Consider the following 23518-nt stretch of genomic DNA (forward strand, 5'->3'; position numbering starts at 1 on the left):
GGGTGAACCGGCGTAAGACGCCCGTCACCGGGTCGTCCCCCCTCCGCACGAAGGACACGGGCAGTACGTGATCGGAGGGCGAGGACCGTGACAGGGCACGACATCGGTGCGGAACGGAACGAGTGGACGGTCGGATGCCGGGACCTGGCGGGAAGGCGGCGGGACGTCACGGTCTTCGTGAGCAGCGACGACAAGGTCGTGGTGGTCGCGCCGCCGGGCGAGGCCGCCGTACTGGGCCCGCTGGAGGTCGGCCGGCTGCGCGCGGCCCTGCGCGACGCCGTCGTGGCCACCGCCACGCAGCACCATCGCACCGGAACCGACTGACAACTACCGTTCCTACTCGTGAGTAGGTAGAGTCGGCGCCCGCAGACCCCGAAAGGTGCCGGCCATGACCACCTATTTCGTCACGGGCGCTACGGGCTTCCTCGGGAAGCGCCTGGTCGCCCGGTTGCTCGCGCGGCGGGACACCGCCGCAGTCCACGTACTCGTCCGCAACACTTCGCGCGAGCGGCTCGCCGCGCTCGCGCGGGACTGGCCGAACTCAGACCGCCTGGTCCCCGCCGTCGGCGACCTCACCGAGCCCCTGCTCGGCCTCGACCCGGCCGGCTACGACGGGGTCGACCACGTCGTGCACCTCGGCGCGGTCTACGACTTGACCGCCGACGAGGCGGCGAACCGGTCCGCGAACGTCGAAGGCACCCGCAACGTGCTCGCCTTCGCCGCCGCCGCCGGTGCCGGGCTGGTGCACCATGTCTCGTCGATCGCGGTCGCGGGCGACCACGCCGGCCGGTTCACCGAGGCGGACTTCGACCTCGGCCAGTCGTTCAGTTCTCCCTACCACGCGACGAAGTTCGAAGCGGAGAAGCTGGTCCGCGCCGCCGGCCTGCCGTTCCGCGTCTACCGGCCCTCGGCCGTCGTCGGCGATTCGCGCACCGGCGAAATGGACAAGGTCGACGGCCCGTATTACTTCCTGCCGGCGATTTCCCGGCTCGCCGCGCTGCCCCGGCAGCTGCCGCTCCTCGCGCCCGACCTCGGTGCCACGAACCTCGTGCCGGTGGACTATGTGGTCGCCGCGATGGAGTACCTCATGCACCGCGACGCGCCTTCAGGCAGCACCTATCATCTCGCTTCGCCGCGACCGCAGAAGCTGCACGAGGTCTACAACGCCTTCGCGCGCGTCGCGGGCGCGCCTCGGGTACGCACGACAGTGCCGTCCGGACTACTTCGCGCGACAGCATCCCGTCTCGCAGCCGTGGTCGACCGTGTCCCAACTGGACGTGCGACGCGCGCTGCGGTGTTGACTGAGCTGGGCGTTCCGCTCGAAGTACTCCCCCACCTGAACGCAGAGGTGGAGTTCGATACTGCGCGCACCACTTCGGAGCTGTACGGCAGCGGTGTGCACCTTGCCGAGCTTCCCAACTACGCCGAACCGCTGTACCGCTACTGGCGCGCGCACCTCGACCCGGACCACGCTCGCCGCCCGGGACTCAACGGACGCATCGTGCTGGTGACTGGTGCGTCTTCGGGCATTGGCCGAGCTAGCGCACTCGCTGTAGCACGACGCGGCGCGAAGGTACTTCTCGTCGCGCGTCGCGCCGAAGAACTCGAAGAGGTGCGTAGCGAGATCGCCGCGGCAGGAGGCGATGCAGCGGCGTACCCGTGCGACCTGACGGACGGCGACGCGGTCGACGCGCTCGTCAAGGCAGTCCTCGCGGACCACGGCGCGGTCGACATACTGGTGAACAACGCAGGCCGGTCCATTCGCCGTTCGGTGCAGCTGTCCACCGAACGGTTCCACGACTACGAACGCACCATGGCCATCAACTACTTCGGCCCGGTGCGGTTGATCCTGGGGCTGCTGCCATCGATGACCGAGCGGCGGTTCGGGCACGTCGTGAACGTGACGACGCAGGGTCTGCAGACCGACACTCCGCGGTTTTCCGCTTACCTGGCTTCGAAAGCGGCGCTTGAGGAGTTCGGCCTGACGGCCGGCCGCGAGACGCTGTCGGACGGCGTGACGTTCTCGTCGGTCCGCATGCCATTGGTGCGCACCGACATGATCGCGCCGACCGGTTCGTACCGCGGAATGCCAGCCAGCTCGCCGGAACGCGCGGCGGCGCTCGTGGTGAAGGCGATCGAACAGCGGCCGCAGGTGCTCAGCCTGCCCGAGGGACGAGCGGCAGAGCTGAGCGCGCTGGCGATGCCGGGCTTGGCGCGGTTCGCGGCACATCTGGTGTACCGGGTGATGCCGGAATCCGCGCCGGAAGCCCGGAAGCGTCCGCGGCAACCCGCTGCGGCGGCGGTGGCGGGGACCCTGACGCGATTGGTTTGGCGACGGCGGGCCTGAGGCAGCCAGCACCCGTCGCCTCACCTCGCCCACGGTCCGTGAAGGGCCCCTTGAGGGACTTGGATTCCGTGAAGGGCCCCTTCACAGACCGCTGCCCAGCCGCTCTGCCCAGCCGCTGTCCGCCGCCACCTCTGGCCGTGAAGGGAACATTGAGGGACTCTGAGTCCCTCAATGTTCCCTTCACGGCCACCAACGACCTTCACGGCCACCAACGACGCTCACTCCGCCAACGCGTCCTCCGGTGACCCGGCGGCCAACGCGGCCAGCACCTGCAACGCACTCCCCAACGTCTCCTGCGCCGGCGCGGACACCGCGATCCGCACCGCGTTCGGCGCATGCCCCGGCACCACCGAGAACGCCGCCGCCGGAGACAACGCGATCCCCCGCCGGGCCGCCGCCGCGACGAACGTTTCCGCTCGCCACTGCTCCGGCAGCTCCCACCACCGGTGGTACGCGGCCGCGTCGCCGCGCACCCGGAACCCCGCCAGCCGGTCCGCGACGATCTCGGCGCGGACCGCCGCGTCCGCTCGTTTCGCGGCTTCCACCTCAGCCAGCACCCCGCCGGTGATCCAACGGCGCGCCGCTTCCGCCGAAAACCTCGACGCGGTCCACCCACCGGAGCGGATCGCGCTGGCCAGGCGCGGCAGCCAAGCCGGCGGCACCACCAGGAACCCGGCCGTCAGCCCCGGCGCGACCCGCTTCGACAGGCTGTCCACGAAAACCGTCCGCTCCGGCATCAGCGAGGCCAGCGGCTCGGTGTCCGGGCGGAGGAACGTGTAGATCCCGTCTTCGACCACCGGCAGGTCCAGCCGTCGGACGACCTCGGCCAGTTCCGCCCGGCGCGCGGGCGGCATCGTGATGCCGAGCGGGTTGTGCAAGGTCGGCTGGACGTACAGCGCCCGCACCGGAGCGGCAGCCGCCAGCGCGGCGGGGACCAGGCCGTGCGAGTCGGTCTCGATCGGGACCAGTTCGATGCCGAGCCGGGTCGCGGCGGCCTTGACCACGGGGTAGGTCAACGATTCCACCGCGAGCCGCTCGCCGGTCGGGACGAACGCGGACAGCGCGGCGGCGATGCCTTGCCGTCCGTTGCCGGCGACGAGGACCGATTCCGGGTCCGGTGCCCAGGATCCGCGCGAGAGCATCGCGACCGCCGCCTCGCGGACCTGCTTCGTGGCGGCCGCGCCGAGGGGGTGCAGAGCATCGGTGAAGACGTCCGCGCGCAGCACCGGTTCCAGCGCCCGCGCGAGTTTCGGCGACTGACTCGGCAATACGGCGAAGTTCAGTTCCAGGTCGATCCGCGCGTCGCCGGGCTCGGACAATGCCGGTTCCGGCCCCGGCCGGGCCGCGCGCACGAACGTGCCCCGGCCCACTTCGCCGACCGCGAGGCCGCGCCGGACGAGTTCGCCGTACACCCGCGCCGCCGTGGAACCGGCGATGCCGCGCTCGCGCGCGAACCGGCGTTGCGGGGGCAGCCGGTCGCCCGGACGCAGCCGCCCGGCCTCGATGTCGGCGGCGAGTTCGTCCGCGACGACGCGGTAGTCGTCCATCGCACCCTCGCTCTGCCCCGGGATCCGCCCGGACGCATCATGGCACCAGCCGGTCGCCTTGGGCTTCAGCGGCCCAGGGAACTCCCCGAACGGGCGTCACTAGGTTAGCCTTACCTACGTGGTACAGACGACGCGGCTGCACGCCGAAGACCTCACTCTGGCCTACGACGGCCGGACCGTCGCCGAGCGGCTCGGCGTGGTCATCCCGGACCAGTCGTTCACGGTGATCGTCGGCCCGAACGCCTGCGGCAAGACGACTCTGCTGCGCGCGCTCGCCCGGATGCTGAAGCCTCGCACGGGCGCGGTCTACCTGGACGGCGAGGTGATCTCCAGCTACGGCGCGAAGGAGGTCGCGCGCCGGCTCGGGCTGCTGCCGCAGAGCTCGATCGCACCGGACGGGATCACGGTGGCCGACCTCGTCGCGCGCGGCCGCTACCCGCATCAGAAACTGCTGCGCCAATGGTCCCGCGAGGACGCGACGGTCGTCGCCGGCTCGATGCGCGCGACCGGCGTCGACGACCTGGCCGAGCGACTGGTCGACGAACTGTCCGGCGGGCAGCGGCAGCGCGTCTGGATGGCGATGGCGCTGGCCCAGCAGACCGACTTGCTGCTTCTCGACGAGCCGACGACGTACCTGGACATCGCGCACCAACTCGACCTGCTCGACCTGTGCGCGACGCTGCACAGCGAGCAGGGCCGCACGCTCGTCGCGGTGCTGCACGACCTGAACCACGCGGCCAGGTACGCGACCCACCTGATCGCGATGCGCGACGGGAAGGTGCTGGCGACCGGGACGCCGGAAGAGGTGGTGACGGCGGAGAACGTGGAGCGGATCTTCGAGTTGCCCTGCCGGGTGATGGAGTGCCCGGAGAGCGGGAGCCCGATGGTGATCCCGAAGGTCAGCCGCCGAGCCGCGTGAACAGGGCTGCCGCGGTGGATTGGCCGGCGCGTCGGCGGCGCTTTCCCAGCAGCCGCCGAGGCCCGGCCGCGACCGGCCTTCGCCTGACGTGCGCACGCGCCGCCCTCACCGCTGCACCAGGAACGACCGCCATATCTCAGCGGGCAAGCCCGAGCCCGTCACCTTCGTCCCGTCACCGTCGACCAGCTTCCGGTCGTCGTCCGTGCCGATCCACACCGAGGCCGCCAGCTTCTCCGTGTAGCCGACCGCCCACGCGTCCTGGTTGTCCTGAGAGTTCCCGCGCTCGGACTCACCGGTCCGCAACGCGGCCGAGCCGCCGTCCGGCAGCGTCGTGCGCAGCGCCTCGGTGACGTCCCGTGCCACCTCGGGCGCGACGGTCGCGGTCGGCTCTTTCTCGTACTGCCACACGACTTTCCCGGACTGGTCCAGCACCTTGTCGACCAGATGCGCCGGCGCGTGCCGCCCGTCCGCGGCGAAGGTCGCATACGCGCTGGCGACATCGAGCGGCCGCAGCGGATACCGGCCGACCACGATGCCGGAGCCGATGGTGACGCCGTCCTTTTCCCGCATTGTCGGCGTGCTGTCGACCTCGTCCGGGATCCCGGCCGAACGGGCGGCAGCGCTCACCGCGTCGACGCCGACCTTCCTCGCCAGCGAAATGAACGGAGTGGTCGCTCCCGAAGCCAGCGCGCTGCGGACGGTGCACGGCTGCGGGCACTTCGCCGGGTACTCGAACTTCTCGCCCAGATACTCGATCCGCGCCGGTTCATCGAGCCGGTCGGTCAGCCGCATCCCGGACGCCAGCCCGGCCGCGGCGGTGAACGGGTGGAACGCGGAGCCGAGCGGGTGCCCGGTCCCGGCGTAGTCGCGGACGCCGTTGTTGCCGCCGTCGTAGGCCCGCACCGCCCCGCTCGCCGGGTCAATCGCCACCAGCGCGCCGCGAAACTCGGCCGGTGCGGCTTTGAGCCGGTCGTCCAGCGACGCGTGCGCGGCGGCCTGCAACTTCGGGTCCAAAGTGGTCTGAACGGTCAGGTTCCCTTGCTGCAACCGGGAAAGCGGGAACCCGGCCTCCTCCAGCTCGGCGAGCGCCTGCTGCTTGAGGTGATACTGGTCGTAGTTCACGCTGACCCGGGTCTCGGCGGGCGGCTTGATCTCCGCGCCCGGGTACGCCATGCCGTCGGCGTTCTTGAGATAGCCGCGCTCCACCAGCTTGTCGCGTACGTACCGCCAGCGCTTCGCGGCGTGCTCGTCGCCGGACACCGCGGGGTCGTGCACCGACGGCGACTGGATCATCCCGGCGAGGAACGCTGCCTCGCTCCAGGTGATGCTGTCGTCGAGCGGGCGGCCGAAGAACGCGTTCATCGCCGCGGCCGGGCCGAAGGTGTTGCGGCCGAAGGAGATGATGTTGACGTAGCTTTCGAAGATCTGCTCTTTGCTCTGCTGCTGGGTGATCTTCGTGGCGAGCACGAGCTCCTGCATTTTGCGCGACAGCGTCGAGTCCTCGTCGCCGGTCGACTTCTTGATGTACTGCTGGGTGATGCCGGACCCGCCGCCGACGCCGGTCAGGAACGCCCGGCCGATCCCGGTCGGGTCGAAGCCGGCGTTGTCCCAGAAGGTCGGGTCCTCGGTGGCGACGATCGCGTCCCGCAGCTTCGCCGGCACCTGGTCGAACGGCACGAACCGGCGGTCGCCGCCCGCGGGCACGATGCGCAGCAGGTCGCTGCCGTCCGCGTACTTCAGCACGACGGTCTTGTCCAGCGAGGCGAGCACGTCCTGCGGGCTGCGCACGTCCAGCAGCAGATAGGCGATCCAGAACGCGATCAGCGGCACGCCGACGGCCAGGCCGGTCGCGCAGTACGCGATCCGGCGAATCCGCCGCCACTTGCCCGGCCGGACGACAGCGGTTTGGTCACTCTCCGAGTCTGACTCCACTTATGGTGGACGGGTGAACGGGCGACAAGGTTCTGCCGATCCGGTGAATTGATCACGAGAGGAAGGCGCGCAGCAGTGACGCGGTTCCTTCGATGTGCTCGGCCATCGCGTGCCGCGCGGCCGCCGGGTCGCCGGCCAGGATCGCGTCCACGATCGCCGCGTGCTGGGCGTTCGAGTGCTCCAGGTTGGGCTCCAGCAGCGGGATCCGGTCGAGCAGCTGGTTGATCCGGGTCCGCGCGTCGGCGAGCGCGCCGGTCAGCGACGCGGACCCGGTGACCTCGGCGATCGCCAGGTGCAGCCGGGAGTCCTTGCGCCGGTAGTCGGCGAGGTCGGCGGTCGCGGCTTCGGCCAGGGTGCTGGTGAGGTGCTGGCGATCGGCCGGGCTGAGCGTGCGCGCGGCGGCCGCCTCGGCCGCTCCGGTCTCCAGCACCTGCCGCAGGCAGAACGCGTCTTCCAGGCCGGCCGCGTCGATCTCCCCGACCGTGCGTTCGGCCGGGGCCGGCAGCTGCTCGTTCACGAACGTGCCGCCGTAGCGGCCGCGCCGGGATTCCACGTAACCCGCGTCGGCCAGCGCGCGGATCGCCTCGCGCAGGGTCACCCGGCTCACCCCGAGCCGTTCGGCCAGCTCCCGCTCGGACGGCAGCCGGTCACCCGCCCCGACCACCCCGAGCCGGATCGCCTGCAACAGCCGCTCAACGGTCTCCTCGAAGGCGTTCCCGGCCCTCACCGGCCGGAACAGCGCCTCGTTCGCGCTCACCACCGAGGTCGATTCCACGGTCCGAGTCTAGGCGGTCTTATTGCAGAGAAGTATTTGCAAAGGATCCTCTGCGGTCTAGAGTGAGGCCATGGCCCTTGAACGCCGCACCCGGCAGCTCGACCCGCGCACCTTGCGCGCGCTGGCCCACCCGCTGCGGATGGAGCTGCTGGACCTGCTGACCGTCGAGGGCCCGGCCACCGCGACCGGGCTCGGCAAGCGGGTCGGCGAAAGCTCCGGGACCACGTCGTGGCATCTGCGCCAGCTGGCGGACGCCGGCCTGGTCGAGGAGGACCCCGGGCGCGGGTCGAAGCGCGAACGCTGGTGGAAGGCCGCGCAGGATTCGACGCGGATGGAACCGGAGGACTTCCTCGACGACCCGCGTACGGCCGGAACGATGCTGGCCTACATGCACCACTACCTCGACCAGAATTACCGCGAGCAAGCACAGGCCGTCGCGGATCTTCCGCGCTGGACGAAGGAATGGCGCGACAGCTCGACGTTGGGCCGCGCCGCACTGGAACTCACGCCCGGCGAAACCCGGCAGATGGTCGAAGAGATCGAAGCAGTCGTCGACCGCTACCGCCGTCCCGCCGCCCCCGGCGACGAAACCGTCATCGCGCATTGGGCGGCGTTCCCGCGTTCGGCCGACGAAACCACCTAGGGGGAATCCTGATGAAAGACTTCATGATCGAGTACGTCGCTGCCCGCCAGGCCGAACTGCGCGCCGCCGCCCGCCCGCAGCTGCGCCCGGTCCGCACCTCCCCGGCCCGGCAGCGACTCGGCTGGTGGCTGATGGAACTGGGCCTGCGCCTGGCCGCTCCCCCAGCCCCGGCCCCGGCCCCGGCCCCGAGATTCCGTGAAGGGCCCCTTCAGGGAATCTAAGTCCCTGAATGTTCCCCTCACGCGCGCCGAAGTCCCTGAAGGTTCCCCTCACGCACGCCGAAGTCCCTGAAGGGGCCCCTCACGGAACCCAAGTCCCTCAAGGTTCCCCTCACGCACGCCGAAGTCCCTGAAGGGGCCCCTCACGGAATCCAAGTCCCGCAAGGGGCCCCTCACGGACGGGAAGTCAGCACTCGATGACGTTCACGGCGAGCCCGCCGCGAGCGGTCTCCTTGTATTTCACGGACATGTCCGCACCGGTCTCGCGCATCGTCTTGATCGCCTTGTCCAGCGTCACCACGTGGCTGCCGTCGCCGCGCAACGCCATCCGGGACGCGTGGATGGCCTTCGACGCGCCCACCGCGTTGCGTTCGATGCACGGGATCTGCACCAGGCCGCCGACCGGGTCGCAAGTGAGGCCCAGGTGGTGTTCGACGCCGATCTCGGCGGCGTTCTCCACCTGCGCCGGCGTGCCGCCCTGCACCTCGGTCAGGCCGGCCGCGGCCATCGCCGACGCCGAGCCGACCTCGCCCTGGCAGCCGACCTCGGCGCCGGAGATCGACCCGGTCTGCTTGAGGATCGAGCCGATCGCGCCCGCGGTCAGCAAGAACGTGACGATGCCGTCGTCGGACGCGTCGCGCACGAACCGCTGGTAGTAGTGCAGCACCGCGGGAATGATCCCGGCCGCGCCGTTCGTCGGAGCGGTGACAACGCGCCCGCCCGCGGCGTTCTCCTCGTTGACGGCGAGCGCGTACAGGCTCACCCAGTCCATCGCGTACAACGGATCGTCCGCGCCGTCTTCAGCGAGCAGCTTGTCGTGCAGCGACTTCGCTCGCCGCGGCACCTTCAGCCCGCCGGGCAGCACACCTTCGTGCGTGTAGCCGTTGCGTACGCATTCGGCCATCACCTGCCAGATGCCGAGCAGGCCGTCTCGAACTTCTTCCTCGCTGCGCCAGGAAAGTTCGTTCTGCAGCATGATTTCGCTGATCGGCAGGCCAGTGTCCGAGCAGTGCTTCAGCAGGTCCGCGCCGGTGCGGAACGGGTACGGCACCGGTGTGGAATCCTCCACGAACACGGTGTCGGTCTCGTACGACTCGTCGCGCACGAAACCGCCGCCCACCGAGTAGTACGTGCGTTCCCGCAGCAGAGCGCCGTTCTCGCTGAACGCGCGGAACACCATGCCGTTCGGGTGCGCGGGCAGCGATTTGCGCCGGTGCATGGTCAGGTCGGCATCCTCGGCGAAGGCCACCTCGTGCGTGCCGCCGACGGAGAGCCGCCCGGACTCCCGGATCGCCGCGACCTTGGCAGCCACCGTGTCGGTGTCGACGTCCTCCGGCCGCTCGCCGGAAAGCCCGAGCAGCACCGCTTTGTCGCTGCCGTGGCCGAAGCCGGTCGCGCCGAGGGAGCCGAACAGCTCAGCTTCCACCCGCGCGACCTGGCTCAGCTCGCTGTCCTCGACGAGGCCGTCCACAAAGGTCTTGGCCGCCCGCATCGGGCCGACCGTGTGCGAACTGGACGGCCCGATGCCGATCGAAAACAGGTCGAAGACGCTGATCGCCATTGATCCGCCCCTTCTCTTAGTGTCTCGCCAGCACGCTGCTGGCTTCTTGTGCTGCTGGTCCTTCGGCGGTGAGGTGGGCCAGGTTTTCCGGGAGTTCCTCGCCCCGGTGCGCCTTCGTCTGGGCGTAGAGCCGGCCCGCCCGATACGACGACCGCACCAACGGACCCGCCATCACACCCGGGAACCCGATCCCCTCCGCAGTCCGCGCGTGCTCCACGAACTCCTCCGGCTTCACCCACCGGTCCACCGGATGATGCCGCGGCGACGGCCGCAGGTACTGGGTGATCGTGATGATCTCGCACCCCGCGTCAAACAACTCCCGCAACGCGACAGCGACCTCGTCCGGAGTCTCGCCCATCCCCAGAATCAGGTTCGACTTCGTCACCAGCCCCGCCGCACGAGCCTGCGTGATCACCTCCAGCGACCGCGCGTACCGGAAACCCGGCCGGATCCGCTTGAAAATCCGCGGCACCGTCTCCACGTTGTGCGCCAGCACCTCCGGCCGCGACCCGAACACCTCCGCCAGCTGACCCGGCTCCGCATTGAAGTCCGGAATCAACAACTCCACACCCGTGCCCGGGTTCAACGCGTGAATCTGCCGCACCGTCTCCGCATACAGCCACGCACCCCCATCAGCCAGGTCGTCCCGAGCCACCCCGGTGACCGTCGAATACCGCAACCCCATCGCCTGCACCGACTCCGCGACCTTCCGCGGCTCACTACGGTCCAACGCAGCAGGCTTGCCCGTATCGATCTGACAGAAATCACACCGCCGCGTGCACTGATCCCCACCGATCAAGAACGTCGCTTCCCGATCCTCCCAACACTCGTAAATGTTGGGACACCCCGCCTCCTCGCAAACCGTGTGCAGACCCTCCCGCCTCACCAAACCCTTCAGCTCAGTGAACTCCGGACCCATCCGCACCTTGGTCTTGATCCACGACGGCTTCTTCTCAATCGGCGTCTCACTGTTGCGGACCTCAAGCCGAAGCAGTTTGCGGCCTTCGGGCTGCGCGCTCATCGGCCGAGCTCCGCGTACAGCGGGTGCTTCTTGGCGAGCAGCTCGACGCGGGCGCGCAGCGCCTGCTGGGCCGCCTCGTCGAAGTCCGGCTTGAGCGTCTCGGCGATGATGTCGGCGACCTCGGTGAAGTCTTCGGCGCCGAAGCCGCGGGTGGCCAGCGCCGGGGTGCCGATCCGCAGGCCGGAGGTGACCATCGGCGGGCGCGGGTCGAACGGCACCGCGTTGCGGTTCACGGTGATGCCGACCTCGTGCAGCCGGTCTTCCGCCTGCTGGCCGTTCAGCTCCGAGTTGACCAGGTCGACCAGCACCAGGTGCACGTCGGTGCCGCCGGTGAGGACGCGGACGCCCGCCTCGGCGCAGTCGGTGCGCGACAGCCGGTCGGCGAGGATCTTCGCGCCCTGCAGCGTGCGCTCCTGGCGCTCGCGGAACCCGTCGGTGGCGGCGATCTTCAGCGCCACCGCCTTGGCCGCGATGACGTGCTCCAGCGGACCGCCCTGCTGCCCGGGGAACACCGCCGAGTTGATCTTCTTCGCCAGCTCCTCGCGGCACAGGATCAAGCCGCCGCGCGGGCCGCCCAGGGTTTTGTGCGTGGTGGTGGTGACGATGTCGGCGTGCGGAACCGGCGACGGGTGCAGTCCGGCGGCCACCAGGCCGGCGAAGTGCGCCATGTCGACCATCAGCTTGGCGTCGACCAGGTCGGCGATCCGGCGGAACTCGGCGAAGTCCAGCTGACGCGGGTAGGCCGACCAGCCGGCCACGATCAGCTTCGGCTTGTGCTCGACCGCCAGCCGCTCGATCTCGGCGACGTCGACGATCCCGGTCTCCTTGTCGACGTGGTAGGCGACCACGTTGTACAGCTTGCCGGAGAAGTTGATCTTCATCCCGTGCGTCAGGTGGCCGCCGTGCGCCAGGTCGAGGCCGAGGATGGTGTCGCCCGGCTTCAGCACCGCGAACATCGCCGCCGCGTTGGCCTGCGCGCCCGAGTGCGGCTGCACGTTCGCGTGCTCCGCGCCGAACAACGCCTTGGCCCGGTCGATCGCGAGCTGCTCGACCACGTCGACGTGCTCGCAGCCGCCGTAGTAGCGGCGGCCCGGGTAGCCCTCGGCGTACTTGTTGGTCAGCACCGAGCCCTGCGCCTCGAGCACGCCGACCGGCGCGAAGTTCTCCGAGGCGATCATCTCCAGGGTCGACTGCTGGCGGTGCAGCTCCGCGGCGACCGCCGCGGCGACCTCGGGATCGATCTCGGACAGGTGGGCGTCGAACGGGGAGGTCATCAGTTCTCCTGGGTCAGCTCGGCGTACGCGGAGGCGTCGAGCAGCTCCGGGACGTCGCCCGTGAGCCGCACCTTCAGCAGCCATCCTTCGGTGTACGGGTCCGAGTTGATGACCTCGGGGGTGTCCGATGTGGTCTCGTTCACCGCCACCACCTCGCCGCTCACCGGCGAGTACAGCTCGCTGACCGATTTGGTCGACTCGACCTCGCCGAAGACCTCGCCCGCGGTGACCGTGTCGCCGACTCCGGGCAGCTGCACGAACACGATGTCGCCGAGCGAGCCGGCCGCGAACGCGGTGATGCCCACCGTCGCGACGCCGTCCTCCACCGACAGCCACTCGTGTTCCTTGGTGTAGGACAGGTTCTGGGGGATGCTCACAGTTCTGGCTCTTTTCAGGCTCGGGAGTAGAAGGGCAGGGCGACGACCTCGACCGGCTCGACACGGCCCCGGATGTCGACGGACAGCGCGGTGCCGGGCTCGGCGTGCTCCCGGTCTACATACGCCATGGCGATCGGGTAGCCCAGCGTCGGCGACAGCGCGCCGCTGGTGATCTCCCCGATAGTGGCATCCCCGGCGAGCACGGCGTACCCGTGCCGCGGGGCGCGGCGGCCGGTGCCGCGCAGGCCGACCCGCACCCGCGGGACGTCGGCTTTGGCAAGCTCCGCCAGAGACGCGCGGCCCACGAAGTCGCCCGGCTTCTCGAACTTCACGACCCGGCCGAGACCAGCCGCGAACGGGTTCAGCTCGCGAGTGAGTTCGTTGCCGTACAACGGCATTCCGGCTTCCAGCCGCAGCGTGTCGCGGCAGGCGAGCCCGCACGGGACCAGGCCGTGCTCCTGGCCGGCCTCGGTCAGCAGCTGCCACAGCGCCGGGGCTTCGGCGGCCGGCACGAACAGTTCGAAGCCGTCCTCCCCGGTGTAGCCGGTGCGGGCCAGCAGCACGTCGTGCCCCTTCACGACCGCCGGGACGCTCGCGTAGTACTTGAGCGCGCCGAGGTCGGCATCGGTGACCGCGCCGAGCACCGCGACCGCGTTCGGGCCCTGCACCGCGATCAGCGCGGTGTCCGCCGACCGGTTCTCCACCACCGCGTCGAACCCGGCGACCCGCTCGGCCAGCGCGTCCGCGACCACGTCGGCGTTGCCGGCGTTGGCCACCACGAGGTACTCCTGGTCGGCGAGCCGGTAGACGACCAGGTCGTCCAGCACGCCGCCGTCGGCGTCGCAGATCATCGTGTACCGGGCCCGGCCCGGCTTCACGCCGGTCAGGTTGCCGACCAGCGCGTAGTCGAGCACGTCGGCGGCCTGCGGGCCGACCACGTGGATCTCGGCCATGTGCGACAGGTCGAACAGCCCGGCCGCCTCGCGGACCGCCTTGTGCTCGGCCAGTTCGCTGGCGTAGCGCACCGGCATCGACCAGCCCGCGAAGTCGGTGAACAGCGCGCCGAGGCCCCGGTGGACTTCGTGCAGAGAGGTTTCCTTGGACACGGGGCTCAGCCTTCGTAGGAGTCGAGGGGCGGGCAGGAGCAGACGAGGTTGCGGTCGCCGCGCGCCCCGTCGATGCGCCGCACGGGCGGCCAGTACTTGGTCTTGCGCGCCACGCCGACCGGGTACGCCGCGAGCTCGCGGTCGTAGTCCGCGGTCCACTCGCCGATGACCGACGACGCGGTGTGCGGCGCGCCGCGCAGCGGGCTGGTCTCGGCGGTCCAGCGGCCGGCGGCGACCTCGTCGATCTCGTGCCGGATGGCGATCATCGCCTCGCAGAACCGGTCGATCTCGGCCAGGTCCTCGCTCTCGGTGGGCTCGACCATGAGCGTGCCGGCGACCGGGAAGGACATGGTCGGCGCGTGGAAGCCGTAGTCGATGAGCCGCTTCGCGACGTCGTCGACGGTCACGCCGGTTTCCTTGGTGATGCCACGCAGGTCGAGGATGCACTCGTGGGCGACCAGGCCGTCCTGTCCGGTGTAGAGCACCGGGTAGTGCGGCGCCAGCCGGGCGGCGATGTAGTTGGCGGCCAGCACCGCGACCTTGGTGGCCTCGGTGAGCCCCGGCGCGCCCATCATCCGCACGTACGCCCAGGAGATCGGCAGGATCGAGGCCGAGCCGTACGGCGCGCCGCTGATCGGGCCGACTCCGGACTCCGGACCGGCCTGCGCCAGCAGCGGGTGGTTCGGCAGGTAGGGCGCGAGGTGCTCGCGGACCGCGACCGGGCCGACACCCGGTCCGCCGCCGCCGTGCGGGATGCAGAACGTCTTGTGCAGGTTCAGGTGCGACACGTCGCCGCCGAACTCGCCCGGCTTCGCCAGGCCCAGCAGCGCGTTGAGGTTCGCGCCGTCCACGTACACCTGGCCGCCGCCGTCGTGCACGATCTTGGCGAGCCGCTCGATGCCGTGCTCGTAGACGCCGTGCGTGGACGGGTAGGTGACCATGATCGCGGCCAGGTCGGCACTGTGCTCGTCCACTTTGGACTGCAGGTCTTCGAGGTCGACGTTGCCCTCGTTGGTGCACTTGACCACGACGACGCGCATTCCGGCGAGCACCGCGGACGCGGCGTTGGTGCCGTGCGCCGAGGACGGGATCAGGCAGACGTCGCGCTCGGGCTGGCCGTTCGCCCGGTGGTAGGCGCGGATGGCCAGCAGCCCGGCCAGCTCGCCCTGGCTGCCCGCGTTCGGCTGCAGCGACACCTGGTCGTAGCCGGTGACCTCGGACAGCCAGCCGGACAGCTGGCGGACCAGCTCGTGGTAGCCCTCGGCGTCTTCGGCCGGCGCGAACGGGTGGATGCCCGCGAACTCGCGCCAGCTGATCGGCTCCATTTCGGTGGTCGCGTTGAGCTTCATGGTGCAGGAGCCGAGCGGGATCATGCCGCGGTCGAGCGCGAAGTCCTGGTCGGCGAGGCGGCGCAGGTAGCGCAGCATCGAGGTCTCGGAGCGGTGCGAGTTGAACACCTGGTGGGTCAGGTAGCCGCTCTCGCGGACGAGACCGTTCGGGAGAGCCTGCGCGGCTTCCCACTCGCTGTCGACGCCGAAGGCGCGAAGCACCTTCGCGAGCGTGTCGGGACGCGTGACCTCGTCAACTGCGACGCGCACGTTGTCGGCATCGACGTGGCCGAGGTTGATGCCCGCCTCGCGCGCCGCCGCGTGGATCGCCTCCGCACGGCCCGGCACCTTCGCGACGACAGTGTCGAAGAACGCTTCGTGCGCGACCTCGACGCCGCCGGCGTGCAGCGCGTTCGCAAAGCCCGCGGCAAGCTCATGGACGCGCGTCGCGATCGCCTTCAGCCCCTCGGGGCCGTGGTAAACCGCGTACATCGATGCGAGCACCGCGGGAAGCACCTGCGCGGTGCAGATGTTGGAGGTCGCCTTCTCGCGACGGATGTGCTGCTCGCGCGTCTGCAGCGCGAGGCGGTACGCGGTGTTGCCGTCCGCGTCCACCGACACACCGACGAGACGGCCCGGCAGCGAGCGCTCGAGACCGGCGCGCACCGCCATGTAGCCGGCGTGCGGTCCGCCATAGCCCAGCGGCACACCGAAGCGCTGCGTGGAGCCGACAGCGACATCCGCGCCGAACTCGCCGGGCGCGGCGATCAGGGTGAGCGCCAGCAGGTCGGCAGCCACCGTGTACAGCGCGCCCGCGGCCTTCGCGGCCTCGGAAACCGCGTGGTAGAAACCGCGCCCGCGCAGCACGCCGGACGCGCCCGGGTACTGCACGACGACGCCGAAGAACTCGTCCGGCAGCCCGGTGAGCAGGTCGCGCACCTGCACGTCGATGCCGAGACCGGCGGCACGGGTCCGCACGACCTCGACCGTCTGCGGCAGGCACTCCGAGTCGAGGACGACCACGTTCGACTTCGACTTCGCGGCCCGGCGCATCAGCGTCATCGCCTCGGCGACCGCGGTGGACTCGTCGAGCATCGACGCGTTGGCGATGGCCAGCCCGGTGAGGTCGGAGACGGCGGTCTGGAAGTTCAGCAGCGCTTCGAGCCGGCCCTGCGAGATCTCCGGCTGGTACGGCGTATACGCGGTGTACCAGGCCGGGCTCTCCAGCACATTGCGGCGGATGACGCCGGGGGTGACGGTGTCGGAGTAGCCGAGGCCGATCATCTGCGTCATCGGCCGGTTGCGACCAGCGAGCGCGCGCAGCTCCGCGGTGGCCTCTTCTTCCGAGGCGGGGGCGGGAAGAGCGAGATCGCCCGCGGAGCGGATGGCGGTCGGGACCGCCGCTTCGACGAGGGCGTCCAGGCTTCCGTAACCGCATTCGGCGAGCATCTTGGCCCGCTCGGCCTCGCCGGGGCCGATGTGGCGGGTATCGAACGACGTGGAGGTGATGGGAGCTCCTCGGGACGGGCACCGGGCGCGGCGGTGCACTGGGAACTCCCCCTCTGTCATGGGCACCTGAGAGTTTCACCGCGCGCTCGGCACGGCTTTCACCTTGGGTGAGGCGCGCGGATGCGCCTTCTTTCCAGAGTGGCCTCGCCAAAAGCGGTAGCGGTTACCTGAGAGATTCCGGGGAGTTTGCTCCTTCGGTGTCCCACTGATCTCATGGGACTCTCCCGCTCCGGCTCGAACGGCCCGATATTCGGTTGGGCGGATCTGTTGTGGACTGTGCACGTGGTGGCGGCCACTCTACCTGCCGCTTCACGCGCCAGTCTAGCGCGCCGGACGTACGCCACACCGCTCCGGAGAGAGCCGTGAAGGGCCCGTTGCCGGACTTAGATTCCGGCAAGGGGCCCTTCACGGACAGTCACAGCGGGGTCACATAGGCACCGGAGATGCCGCCGTCGACCAGGAACTGCGAAGCGGTGATGAAGCTCGCGTCGTCGCTCGCGAGGAAGGCGACGGCGGCCGCGATTTCCTCCGGCTCCGCGAACCGGCCGACCGGCACGTGGACCAGCCGCCGCGCGGCGCGCTCCGGGTCCTTCGCGAACAGCTCCTTCAGCAGCGGGGTGTTGACCGGCCCCGGGCACAGCGCGTTGACCCGGATGTTCTCCCGGGCGAACTGCACGCCCAGCTCGCGCGTCATGGCGAGCACGCCGCCCTTCGACGCGGTGTAGGAAATCTGCGAGGTCGCCGCTCCCATCACCGCCACGAACGACGCGGTGTTCACGATCGAACCGCGGCCCTGGCGCTGCATGTGCGGCAGGACCGCCTTGCAGCACAGGTAAACCGAGGTCAGGTTGACGCGCTGTACCTTCTCCCAGGCTTCGATGCCGGTGGTGAGGATCGAGTCGTCCTCCGGCGGCGAGATGCCCGCGTTGTTGAACGCGACGTCGACCGCGCCGAACTGGTCGACGGTCGTCTGGAAGAGGGCTTCGACCTGGTCCGCGTCGGTCACGTCGACCTGGACGAACTGCCCGCCCACCTCGTCCGCGGCGGCTTTGCCCTGCTCCGGCGTGACGTCGCCGATCACTACCTTCGCGCCCTCGCTCGCCAGCCGCTTGGCAGTGGCGAGGCCGATTCCGCTCGCGCCGCCGGTGATCACCGCGACCCGGCCGTCGAAACGCTGCACCATCTCTAGTTCTCCGTACTCAGAAAGACGTTCTTGGTCTCGGTGAAGGCGGCTGCCGCGTCCGGGCCGAGCTCGCGGCCGAGCCCGGACTGCTTGAAGCCGCCGAAGGGGGTCCAGTATCGGACCGACGAATGCGAGTTGACCGACAGGTTCCCCGACTCGACGCCGCGGGCGACCCGGAACGCCCGGCCGGCGTCGCGGGTCCAGATCGAGCCGGACAGTCCGTAGTCGGTGCCGTTGGCCATCCGGACCGCCTCGTCCTCGTCGCGGAACCGGACCACCGCGACGACCGGGCCGAAGATCTCGTCCCGGGCCAGCGGGTCGTCCAGCCCGGACGGGAGCACGACGGTGGGCGCGAACCAGTAGCCCGGCCCGGCCGGCGCGCTGCCGCGGAAGGCGACCGGCGTCTCGTCGGTGACGTAGGAGGCGACCTTGGCGTGGTGGCCGGCCGAGATGAGCGGACCCATCTCGGTCGCCTCGTCCGCCGGGTTCCCGACGACGACGCCCCGAACCGCGGGTTCCAGCAGTTCCAGGAACCGGTCGTACACGGTGTCCTGCACCAGGATCAGCGACCGCGCGCAGCAGTCCTGCCCGGCGTTGTCGAACACGCCGTACGGCGCGGTGGCGGCGGCCTTCTCCAGATCGGAGTCGGCGAACACGATGTTCGCGTTCTTGCCGCCCAGCTCCAGGGTGACCCGCTTGACCTGCGCCGCGCAGCCGGCCATCACCTGCTTGCCGACCTCGGTGGAGCCGGTGAACACCACCTTGCGCACCGCGGGATGCGTCACGAACCGTTGCCCGACAACGGATCCCTTGCCCGGCAGCACCTGGAAGACGCCGTCCGGGATCCCCGCTTCGCGGGCCAGCTCGGCCAGCCGGAGCGCGGTGAGCGGGGTCAGCTCGGCGGGCTTGAGCACCACCGTGTTGCCCGCGGCCAGCGCCGGCGCGAAGCCCCAGCCGGCGATCGGCATCGGGAAGTTCCACGGCACGATCACCCCGACCACGCCGAGCGGCTCGTGGAAGGTCACGTTGATGCCGCCGGCGACCGGGATCTGCTTGCCCAGCAGCCGTTCCGGCGCACCCGCGGAGTACTCCAGCAGGTCGCGGACGTTGCCCGCCTCCCAGCGGGCGTTGCCGATGGTGTGCCCGGAGTTCTCGACCTCCAGCCGGGCGAGGTTCTCCAGGTCCCCCTCGACCGCGTCGGCGAACCGGCGCAGCAGCCTCGCCCGGTCGCCCGGGGCGACGTCCCGCCAGGCCGGGAACGCGGCTTGCGCGCGGGCGATCGCGGCGTCGGTCTGCGCGAGCGTGGTCAGCTCGACCTGGCGCACCACTTGCTCGGTGGCCGGGTTGCGCACGTCGAATACGGTCTCGGTCATTTACCCTCCTGCGCGGCGTCCGCCAGGGCGGCGAACAGCCGGACGTCGCTGATGTCCTGCTCCGGGTGCCACTGCACGCCGAGCACGAACTCCCCCGGCAGCTCCGCGGCCTCGACGGTGCCGTCGGCCGCGTGCCCGGAGGCGACCAGCCCGGCGCCGAGCCGGTCGATCGCCTGGTGGTGGTAGCACTGGACCTTCGTTTCCGAGCCGAGGATCGCCGCCGCGCGGGTGCCGTCGACCAAGCGCACCGTGCTGGCGCCGAAGGTCGCCGGGGCCGGTTGATGCGCGGTGCCGCCGAGAGTTTCCGGCAGATGCTGCGTCAGCGTGCCGCCGAGCGCGACACTGATCACCTGCAGCCCGCGACAAACGCCGAGCACTGGCTTGCCCGCTGCGCGCGCTGCCTCGAACAAGCCGAACTCGAACGCGTCGCGCGCCTCGCGGGTGTAGGTCTTCGGGTGCGCTTGCTGGCCGTAGCGGCTGGGCTGAACGTCCGCGCCACCAGTGAGGACCAGGCCGTCAATGCGTTCGACGAGCTTGTCGTACGCAGTGGAGACCGGAGGCAGCAGTACCGGGATCCCGCCCGCCGCGACCACGCTGTCCGCGTACGCGCGGTGAAGCAGTGTTGCTTCGGTGTCCCAGGCGAGAAACTTCGCCTGCTCCGAGTACATGCTGAGGCCGATGACGGGTGGGTCAGAGTCGTTCGAAACCACGGATGCGCTCCCAGTCGGTCACAGCTCGGTCGTACGCCTCGCGCTCGATCCGCGCGGCGTTGAGGTAATGGTCAACCACGTCGTCCCCGAAGGCATGTCGTGCGATACGGCTGCCGTCGAGCGCGGCTTCGGCTTCAGCGAGCGTCGACGGCACGCGGGGCTTGTCGGATCCGTACGCGTCACCGACGAACTCCGGCTCCAACGGCAGTTCGTTCTCGATGCCGTACAGCCCTGCGGCGACCATCGCGGCGACACCGAGGTACGGGTTCACGTCTCCGCCGGGTACGCGGTTCTCGACGCGCAACCCGTCGCCGTGGCCCACAACGCGCAACGCGCACGTGCGGTTGTCGTGGCCCCACGCGATCGCAGTCGGTGCGAAGCTTCCTCGAACGTAACGCTTGTAAGAGTTGATATTCGGCGCGAAGAAGTAGGTCAGCTCGCGCAGCGCTTCGAGCTGACCAGCAAGGTAGTGCTGCATCAGTTTCGAGAAGCCGTGCTCGCCATCACCGGGCAGCACCGCTTCGCCGGACTTGCTGCGCAGGCTGAGGTGGATGTGACAGGAGTTGCCCTCGCGTTCGTTGTACTTCGCCATGAACGTGAGGCTTTTGCCTTCCTGCGCGGCGATTTCTTTCGCGCCGTTCTTGTAGATCCCGTGGTTGTCGCAGGTGGCGAGCGCCTCGGTGTAGCGGAAGGCGATCTCGTGCTGGCCTGGGTTGCACTCGCCTTTCGCCGACTCCGGGTACAGCCCCGCGCCGGCCATCTCGTTCCGGATGCGGCGCAGCAGCGGCTCGATCCGCGCGGTGCCGAGCATCGAGTAGTCGACGTTGTACTGGTTGGCGGGCTTGAGGTTCTGGTAGCGCTTGTCCCACGCGGACTCGTAGCTCTCGTCGAAGACGATGAACTCGAGTTCGGTGCCCGCGTACGCGACGAGCCCGTGCTCGGCGAGCCGGTCGAGCTGCCGGCGCAGCACCTGACGCGGCGAGACGGACACTGGTCCGCCTTCCACCCGTTCGACGTCCGCGAGGACCAGCGCGGTGCCCTCCTGCCACGGAATCTCGCGCAACGTCGAGAAGTCCGGGCGGAGCACGAAGTCGCCGTAGCCGCTTTCCCAGGAAGACACCGCGTAGCCGTCGACGGTGTTCATGTCGACGTCGACCGCGAGCAGATAGTTGCACGCCTCGGTCGCGTGGCTCGCCACCTCTTCGAGGAAGTACTCCGCCGAACAACGTTTTCCCTGCAGCCGCCCCTGCATGTCGGTGATCGCGACCAGCACCGTGTCGATCGTGCCGGCCGTCACCCGTTCGCGCAGAGCTTCGAGCGTGAGCATTCCTCGCCTGACTGCCATCACACCGCCCCAAAGGTTCGGATCAGGTCCTTTGCGGGTTCTTCCTACCTGGAGGTGCCGTCGGGGTCAATCCGCTAAAAGGTATTTTTTTGATCCATTAACCGCGCTGCCACCGGCGGGCGTCGGCTATGTCCGGGTTGCCCGGCTGAGAAGATACTGTGAATCGGGTGCGTCCGGGACCAAATCCGCCGCCTCGTGCGTTGGACCGGGCAAGAGAGGTGAGAGGGATGACTGAAGCATTCACGCAGACCACGTTCAGCCAGCAGCAGGCGCGGCCGCAGCTCCCCACGCTGCCCACTGGGTGGCCGATCGGGTCGTACGAGTCCTACGAGCAGGCCCAGCGGGCCGTCGACCACCTCGCGAACGCTGACTTCCCGGTCGCCGACGTGACGATCGTCGGCGTGCAGCCGATGCTCGTGGAACGCGTGGCGGGCCGGATGACCTGGGGTCGGATGCTGAGCTCGGCGGCGATGTCGGGTGCGGTGTTCGGGCTGTTCCTGGGGCTGGTGCTGAGCTTGCTCAACCCGGCGGGGGGAATGCTGGTGATCGTGCTCGGCCTGGCGGCCGGGATCGTGTTCAATGTCGCGTTCGGGGCGCTGGGGTATGCCGCGAACCGGAACAAGCGCGGGTTCATCTCGCAGAGCCAGCTGGTGGCGCAGCGGTACGACGTGCTGTCGCAGCCGCGCAACGCGGAGAAGGGGCGCGAGCTGCTGGCCGATCTGGCCGCGCGGTCCGCGTTCAACCACTGAGTTTCCCGCAACTCGCCCCCACCGGGCGTCCGGGCCGCATGGCCGGGACGCCCGGTTTCGCGTTCCGGACCTGGCGGCGCGGGAGCCCGGGAAGCCCGGCTGAGCGTTCCGGACCTGGCCGCCGAGACGCCCAGTTGGCCTTCGGCACCCGCCGCACGGTGACGCGGCAACTGCCGGTCGCGGCTCGGAGCACGCCAAACCGCCGTCGCGAGTGCTTGCATCGGCGGCGTCGGTCAGCGGCAGATCGGCCGGGAAGCCATCCTGCCGACTCGACGCCGAACCCGGTGCGCGGCAAGCCATCGCACCGGGTTCGGCGTCTCGGCAGCCCGGATTCGCGGTTACTTCGTGGGCGGAGCGGGACTGGCCGGCGTCGCGGGGGCGGACGACGAGGCCGGGGGCTTCGGGATCGCGGCGGCGAACGGGACACCGGGTTCCTCGCGGCAGTAGTCCCGGTAGGCGTTGTAGCCGTTGACGTTTCCGCGGTCGTCCTGAGTGCCCTGGATGAGCTGCGGCCGCGGGAATTCGTTGTCGTCGCCGATGGCCTTGGTGGTCCCGGTGTCCTTTTCGCAGCCGTAGCGGGTGATCGTCAGCGGGCGGCCGCGGTCGTCGTAGAGGTAGACATTCTGCAACGGCTTGCCGTTCGCGTCGAAGGCGTAGACGTTGTTCACCCGGTAGGTGCCGTAGCGCAGCTCGCCGTCGTAGTAGGTCGGACCGTCATAGGACGAATGCGAACCGGAGGCGTACGTGTGGTTCGCGACCAGGCCGAAGCCCGCGCCGACACCTCCGAACGCCCCGCCGACCACGAACGCGGACACCGGCACCGCGAGCCACAGCAGGCGGGCGTCGGTCTTGATCCTCGGACCGGCCCACAGCACCAGGCCGGCGACGACGGCCAGGAACGGCAGCAGCAGGATCGCGTGCCGCTGCCGGACCATCAGCAGCAGCCCGAAGCCCACCAGCACCAGCGCGCAGACCACCCACCACGCCGGCTTCAGCGAACTCAGGTAGGCGACCACGCGGTCCGCCGATTTGTCTTCTCGCATCGCCTTGGCGATCGCTTTGGCGCGGTTCACCTCCGGCAGGCTGCGCACCGACTCGATGCCGTGGTGCAGCAGGAAGCCGACGCTCACCGCGAAGACCGGCACCAGGATCATCATCCCGGCCAGTCCTTCGGCGTCCGCGCGCAGCGCCGCGTAGAAGCCGACCAACGCCACCCCGAACGCGGTGAACAGCAAGCCCCACAAGGCAAGGCGCGGGCCGAGCAGATTCGGTTTGACGAGCACTGCCGTGCCCGCCGAGGCCGCGTCCGGGACGACCGCGGTCTCCGGCGCCGCGGGATAGCCGCCAGAGGCGCGCAGCTCGGCCGCATAACTCTCCGGCGTTCCGAGACGCGCGGCGAGATCGTCGACGGTCGCGTTCGCGCCGAGCTCCGCCTCGATCTCGTTCAGGTGCGGGCGGACGTCCGCCAGCAGCTCCTCGACCTCCGCCGCGGGCAGATCCGCGAGGGCGGTGCGCACCCGCGCCAGGTACACCCGCACGGCCGTGGACTTGTCCGTACTCATGCTGACTCTCCCCGATTCGTGCCGCGGACGTGCCTCCGC

Annotated in this window: 20 protein-coding genes and 1 riboswitch; of the genes, 6 read left to right on the forward strand and 14 right to left on the reverse strand. The window is 69.9% G+C overall.

Going from position 1 to position 23518, the window contains the following annotated elements:
* Positions 1-87: 87 nt before the first annotated feature.
* Both AMYBE_RS0123100 and AMYBE_RS0123105 read left to right on the forward strand, forming a co-directional pair.
* The gene (locus AMYBE_RS0123100; protein WP_020661764.1) at positions 88-324 is read left to right on the forward strand and encodes a hypothetical protein; all 237 of its coding nucleotides are present in this window, start codon (positions 88-90) and stop codon (positions 322-324) included.
* 64 nt (positions 325-388) lie between these two features.
* On the forward strand, positions 389-2347 hold the full coding sequence (locus AMYBE_RS0123105) for an SDR family oxidoreductase (protein ID WP_020661765.1): 1959 nt from the start codon (positions 389-391) through the stop codon (positions 2345-2347).
* Positions 2348-2565: 218 nt separating this feature from the next.
* On the opposite strand, the gene AMYBE_RS0123110 is transcribed toward AMYBE_RS0123105, so the two are convergent.
* A complete protein-coding gene (locus tag AMYBE_RS0123110) occupies positions 2566-3894 on the reverse strand; it encodes an aminotransferase-like domain-containing protein (RefSeq protein WP_020661766.1) in 1329 nt (442 codons plus the stop codon).
* 118 nt (positions 3895-4012) lie between these two features.
* On the opposite strand from AMYBE_RS0123110, the gene AMYBE_RS0123115 reads away from it, so the two are divergent.
* Entirely contained in the window at positions 4013-4813 is an 801-nt protein-coding gene (locus AMYBE_RS0123115; protein WP_020661767.1) for an ABC transporter ATP-binding protein, read from the forward strand.
* Positions 4814-4918: 105 nt separating this feature from the next.
* Here AMYBE_RS0123115 and AMYBE_RS0123120 read toward each other — a convergent pair whose 3' ends face one another.
* Together AMYBE_RS0123120 and AMYBE_RS0123125 are read right to left on the reverse strand one after the other, a co-directional pair.
* Positions 4919-6745 carry a transglycosylase domain-containing protein gene (locus AMYBE_RS0123120; protein ID WP_020661768.1) on the reverse strand — a complete coding sequence of 609 codons (1827 nt, stop codon included), beginning with the start codon at positions 6743-6745 and terminating at the stop codon, positions 4919-4921.
* A 52-nt stretch (positions 6746-6797) separates the two neighbouring features.
* Positions 6798-7520, reverse strand: coding sequence for a FadR/GntR family transcriptional regulator (locus AMYBE_RS0123125; RefSeq protein WP_027927918.1), 723 nt, complete (start codon positions 7518-7520; stop codon positions 6798-6800).
* Between the two features lie 70 nt (positions 7521-7590).
* Between AMYBE_RS0123125 and AMYBE_RS0123130 the strand changes: the two genes are divergently transcribed.
* Entirely contained in the window at positions 7591-8163 is a 573-nt protein-coding gene (locus tag AMYBE_RS0123130; RefSeq protein WP_020661770.1) for a winged helix-turn-helix domain-containing protein, read from the forward strand.
* Positions 8164-8174: 11 nt separating this feature from the next.
* Positions 8175-8384: a hypothetical protein gene (locus AMYBE_RS42200; protein WP_020661771.1), complete on the forward strand. Its 210-nt coding sequence runs from the start codon at positions 8175-8177 to the stop codon at positions 8382-8384.
* 184 nt (positions 8385-8568) lie between these two features.
* Here the strand turns inward: AMYBE_RS42200 and AMYBE_RS0123140 are convergent, their stop codons facing one another.
* From AMYBE_RS0123140 to AMYBE_RS0123185, 10 genes are all read right to left on the reverse strand, one after another.
* The gene (locus AMYBE_RS0123140; protein ID WP_020661772.1) at positions 8569-9942 is read right to left on the reverse strand and encodes an L-serine ammonia-lyase; all 1374 of its coding nucleotides are present in this window, start codon (positions 9940-9942) and stop codon (positions 8569-8571) included.
* Positions 9943-9958: 16 nt separating this feature from the next.
* Positions 9959-10963 carry a lipoyl synthase gene (gene lipA, locus AMYBE_RS0123145; protein WP_020661773.1) on the reverse strand — a complete coding sequence of 335 codons (1005 nt, stop codon included), beginning with the start codon at positions 10961-10963 and terminating at the stop codon, positions 9959-9961.
* Entirely contained in the window at positions 10960-12237 is a 1278-nt protein-coding gene (gene glyA / locus AMYBE_RS0123150; RefSeq protein WP_020661774.1) for a serine hydroxymethyltransferase, read from the reverse strand. Before glyA ends, lipA begins: the two co-directional genes overlap by 4 nt.
* Positions 12237-12614 carry a glycine cleavage system protein GcvH gene (gcvH, locus tag AMYBE_RS0123155; RefSeq protein ID WP_020661775.1) on the reverse strand — a complete coding sequence of 126 codons (378 nt, stop codon included), beginning with the start codon at positions 12612-12614 and terminating at the stop codon, positions 12237-12239. Before gcvH ends, glyA begins: the two co-directional genes overlap by 1 nt.
* 14 nt (positions 12615-12628) lie before the next feature.
* Entirely contained in the window at positions 12629-13720 is a 1092-nt protein-coding gene (gcvT, locus tag AMYBE_RS0123160; RefSeq protein ID WP_020661776.1) for a glycine cleavage system aminomethyltransferase GcvT, read from the reverse strand.
* A gap of 5 nt (positions 13721-13725) precedes the next feature.
* Positions 13726-16557: an aminomethyl-transferring glycine dehydrogenase gene (gene gcvP / locus AMYBE_RS0123165; protein ID WP_027927919.1), complete on the reverse strand. Its 2832-nt coding sequence runs from the start codon at positions 16555-16557 to the stop codon at positions 13726-13728.
* Between the two features lie 43 nt (positions 16558-16600).
* Positions 16601-16704, reverse strand: a riboswitch (glycine riboswitch).
* 268 nt (positions 16705-16972) lie between these two features.
* Positions 16973-17740 (reverse strand): 3-oxoacyl-ACP reductase, encoded by a 768-nt coding sequence (locus tag AMYBE_RS0123170; RefSeq protein WP_020661778.1) that lies wholly within the window; start codon positions 17738-17740, stop codon positions 16973-16975.
* 2 nt (positions 17741-17742) lie between these two features.
* A complete protein-coding gene (locus AMYBE_RS0123175; RefSeq protein ID WP_020661779.1) occupies positions 17743-19113 on the reverse strand; it encodes an aldehyde dehydrogenase family protein in 1371 nt (456 codons plus the stop codon).
* Positions 19110-19823, reverse strand: a complete 714-nt coding sequence (locus tag AMYBE_RS0123180) for a gamma-glutamyl-gamma-aminobutyrate hydrolase family protein (protein WP_027927920.1) — start codon at positions 19821-19823, stop codon at positions 19110-19112. Before AMYBE_RS0123180 ends, AMYBE_RS0123175 begins: the two co-directional genes overlap by 4 nt.
* A complete protein-coding gene (locus tag AMYBE_RS0123185) occupies positions 19804-21150 on the reverse strand; it encodes a glutamine synthetase family protein (RefSeq protein WP_020661781.1) in 1347 nt (448 codons plus the stop codon). Before AMYBE_RS0123185 ends, AMYBE_RS0123180 begins: the two co-directional genes overlap by 20 nt.
* Before the next feature lie 245 nt (positions 21151-21395).
* On the opposite strand from AMYBE_RS0123185, the gene AMYBE_RS0123190 reads away from it, so the two are divergent.
* A complete protein-coding gene (locus AMYBE_RS0123190; protein WP_020661782.1) occupies positions 21396-21917 on the forward strand; it encodes a YflT domain-containing protein in 522 nt (173 codons plus the stop codon).
* A gap of 338 nt (positions 21918-22255) precedes the next feature.
* Here the strand turns inward: AMYBE_RS0123190 and AMYBE_RS0123195 are convergent, their stop codons facing one another.
* Positions 22256-23479: a DUF1700 domain-containing protein gene (locus AMYBE_RS0123195; protein ID WP_020661783.1), complete on the reverse strand. Its 1224-nt coding sequence runs from the start codon at positions 23477-23479 to the stop codon at positions 22256-22258.
* Positions 23480-23518 lie beyond the last annotated feature (39 nt).

It is taken from the genome of Amycolatopsis benzoatilytica AK 16/65 (assembly GCF_000383915.1).
GTDB classification, from domain to species: Bacteria; Actinomycetota; Actinomycetes; order Mycobacteriales; family Pseudonocardiaceae; genus Amycolatopsis; species Amycolatopsis benzoatilytica.

Excerpts from the sequence above, each read along its gene's own strand:
- AMYBE_RS42200 (WP_020661771.1), top strand. The coding sequence starts at position 8,175 with ATGAAAGACTTCATGATCGAGTACGTCGCTGCCCGCCAGGCCGAACTG.
- lipA (WP_020661773.1), bottom strand. The coding sequence starts at position 10,963 with ATGAGCGCGCAGCCCGAAGGCCGCAAACTGCTTCGGCTTGAGGTCCGC.
- AMYBE_RS0123195 (WP_020661783.1), bottom strand. The coding sequence starts at position 23,479 with ATGAGTACGGACAAGTCCACGGCCGTGCGGGTGTACCTGGCGCGGGTG.
- AMYBE_RS0123130 (WP_020661770.1), top strand. The coding sequence starts at position 7,591 with ATGGCCCTTGAACGCCGCACCCGGCAGCTCGACCCGCGCACCTTGCGC.
- AMYBE_RS0123105 (WP_020661765.1), top strand. The coding sequence starts at position 389 with ATGACCACCTATTTCGTCACGGGCGCTACGGGCTTCCTCGGGAAGCGC.
- AMYBE_RS0123170 (WP_020661778.1), bottom strand. The coding sequence starts at position 17,740 with ATGGTGCAGCGTTTCGACGGCCGGGTCGCGGTGATCACCGGCGGCGCG.
- glyA (WP_020661774.1), bottom strand. The coding sequence starts at position 12,237 with ATGACCTCCCCGTTCGACGCCCACCTGTCCGAGATCGATCCCGAGGTC.
- AMYBE_RS0123110 (WP_020661766.1), bottom strand. The coding sequence starts at position 3,894 with ATGGACGACTACCGCGTCGTCGCGGACGAACTCGCCGCCGACATCGAG.
- AMYBE_RS0123140 (WP_020661772.1), bottom strand. The coding sequence starts at position 9,942 with ATGGCGATCAGCGTCTTCGACCTGTTTTCGATCGGCATCGGGCCGTCC.
- AMYBE_RS0123175 (WP_020661779.1), bottom strand. The coding sequence starts at position 19,113 with ATGACCGAGACCGTATTCGACGTGCGCAACCCGGCCACCGAGCAAGTG.
- AMYBE_RS0123190 (WP_020661782.1), top strand. The coding sequence starts at position 21,396 with ATGACTGAAGCATTCACGCAGACCACGTTCAGCCAGCAGCAGGCGCGG.
- AMYBE_RS0123185 (WP_020661781.1), bottom strand. The coding sequence starts at position 21,150 with ATGCTCACGCTCGAAGCTCTGCGCGAACGGGTGACGGCCGGCACGATC.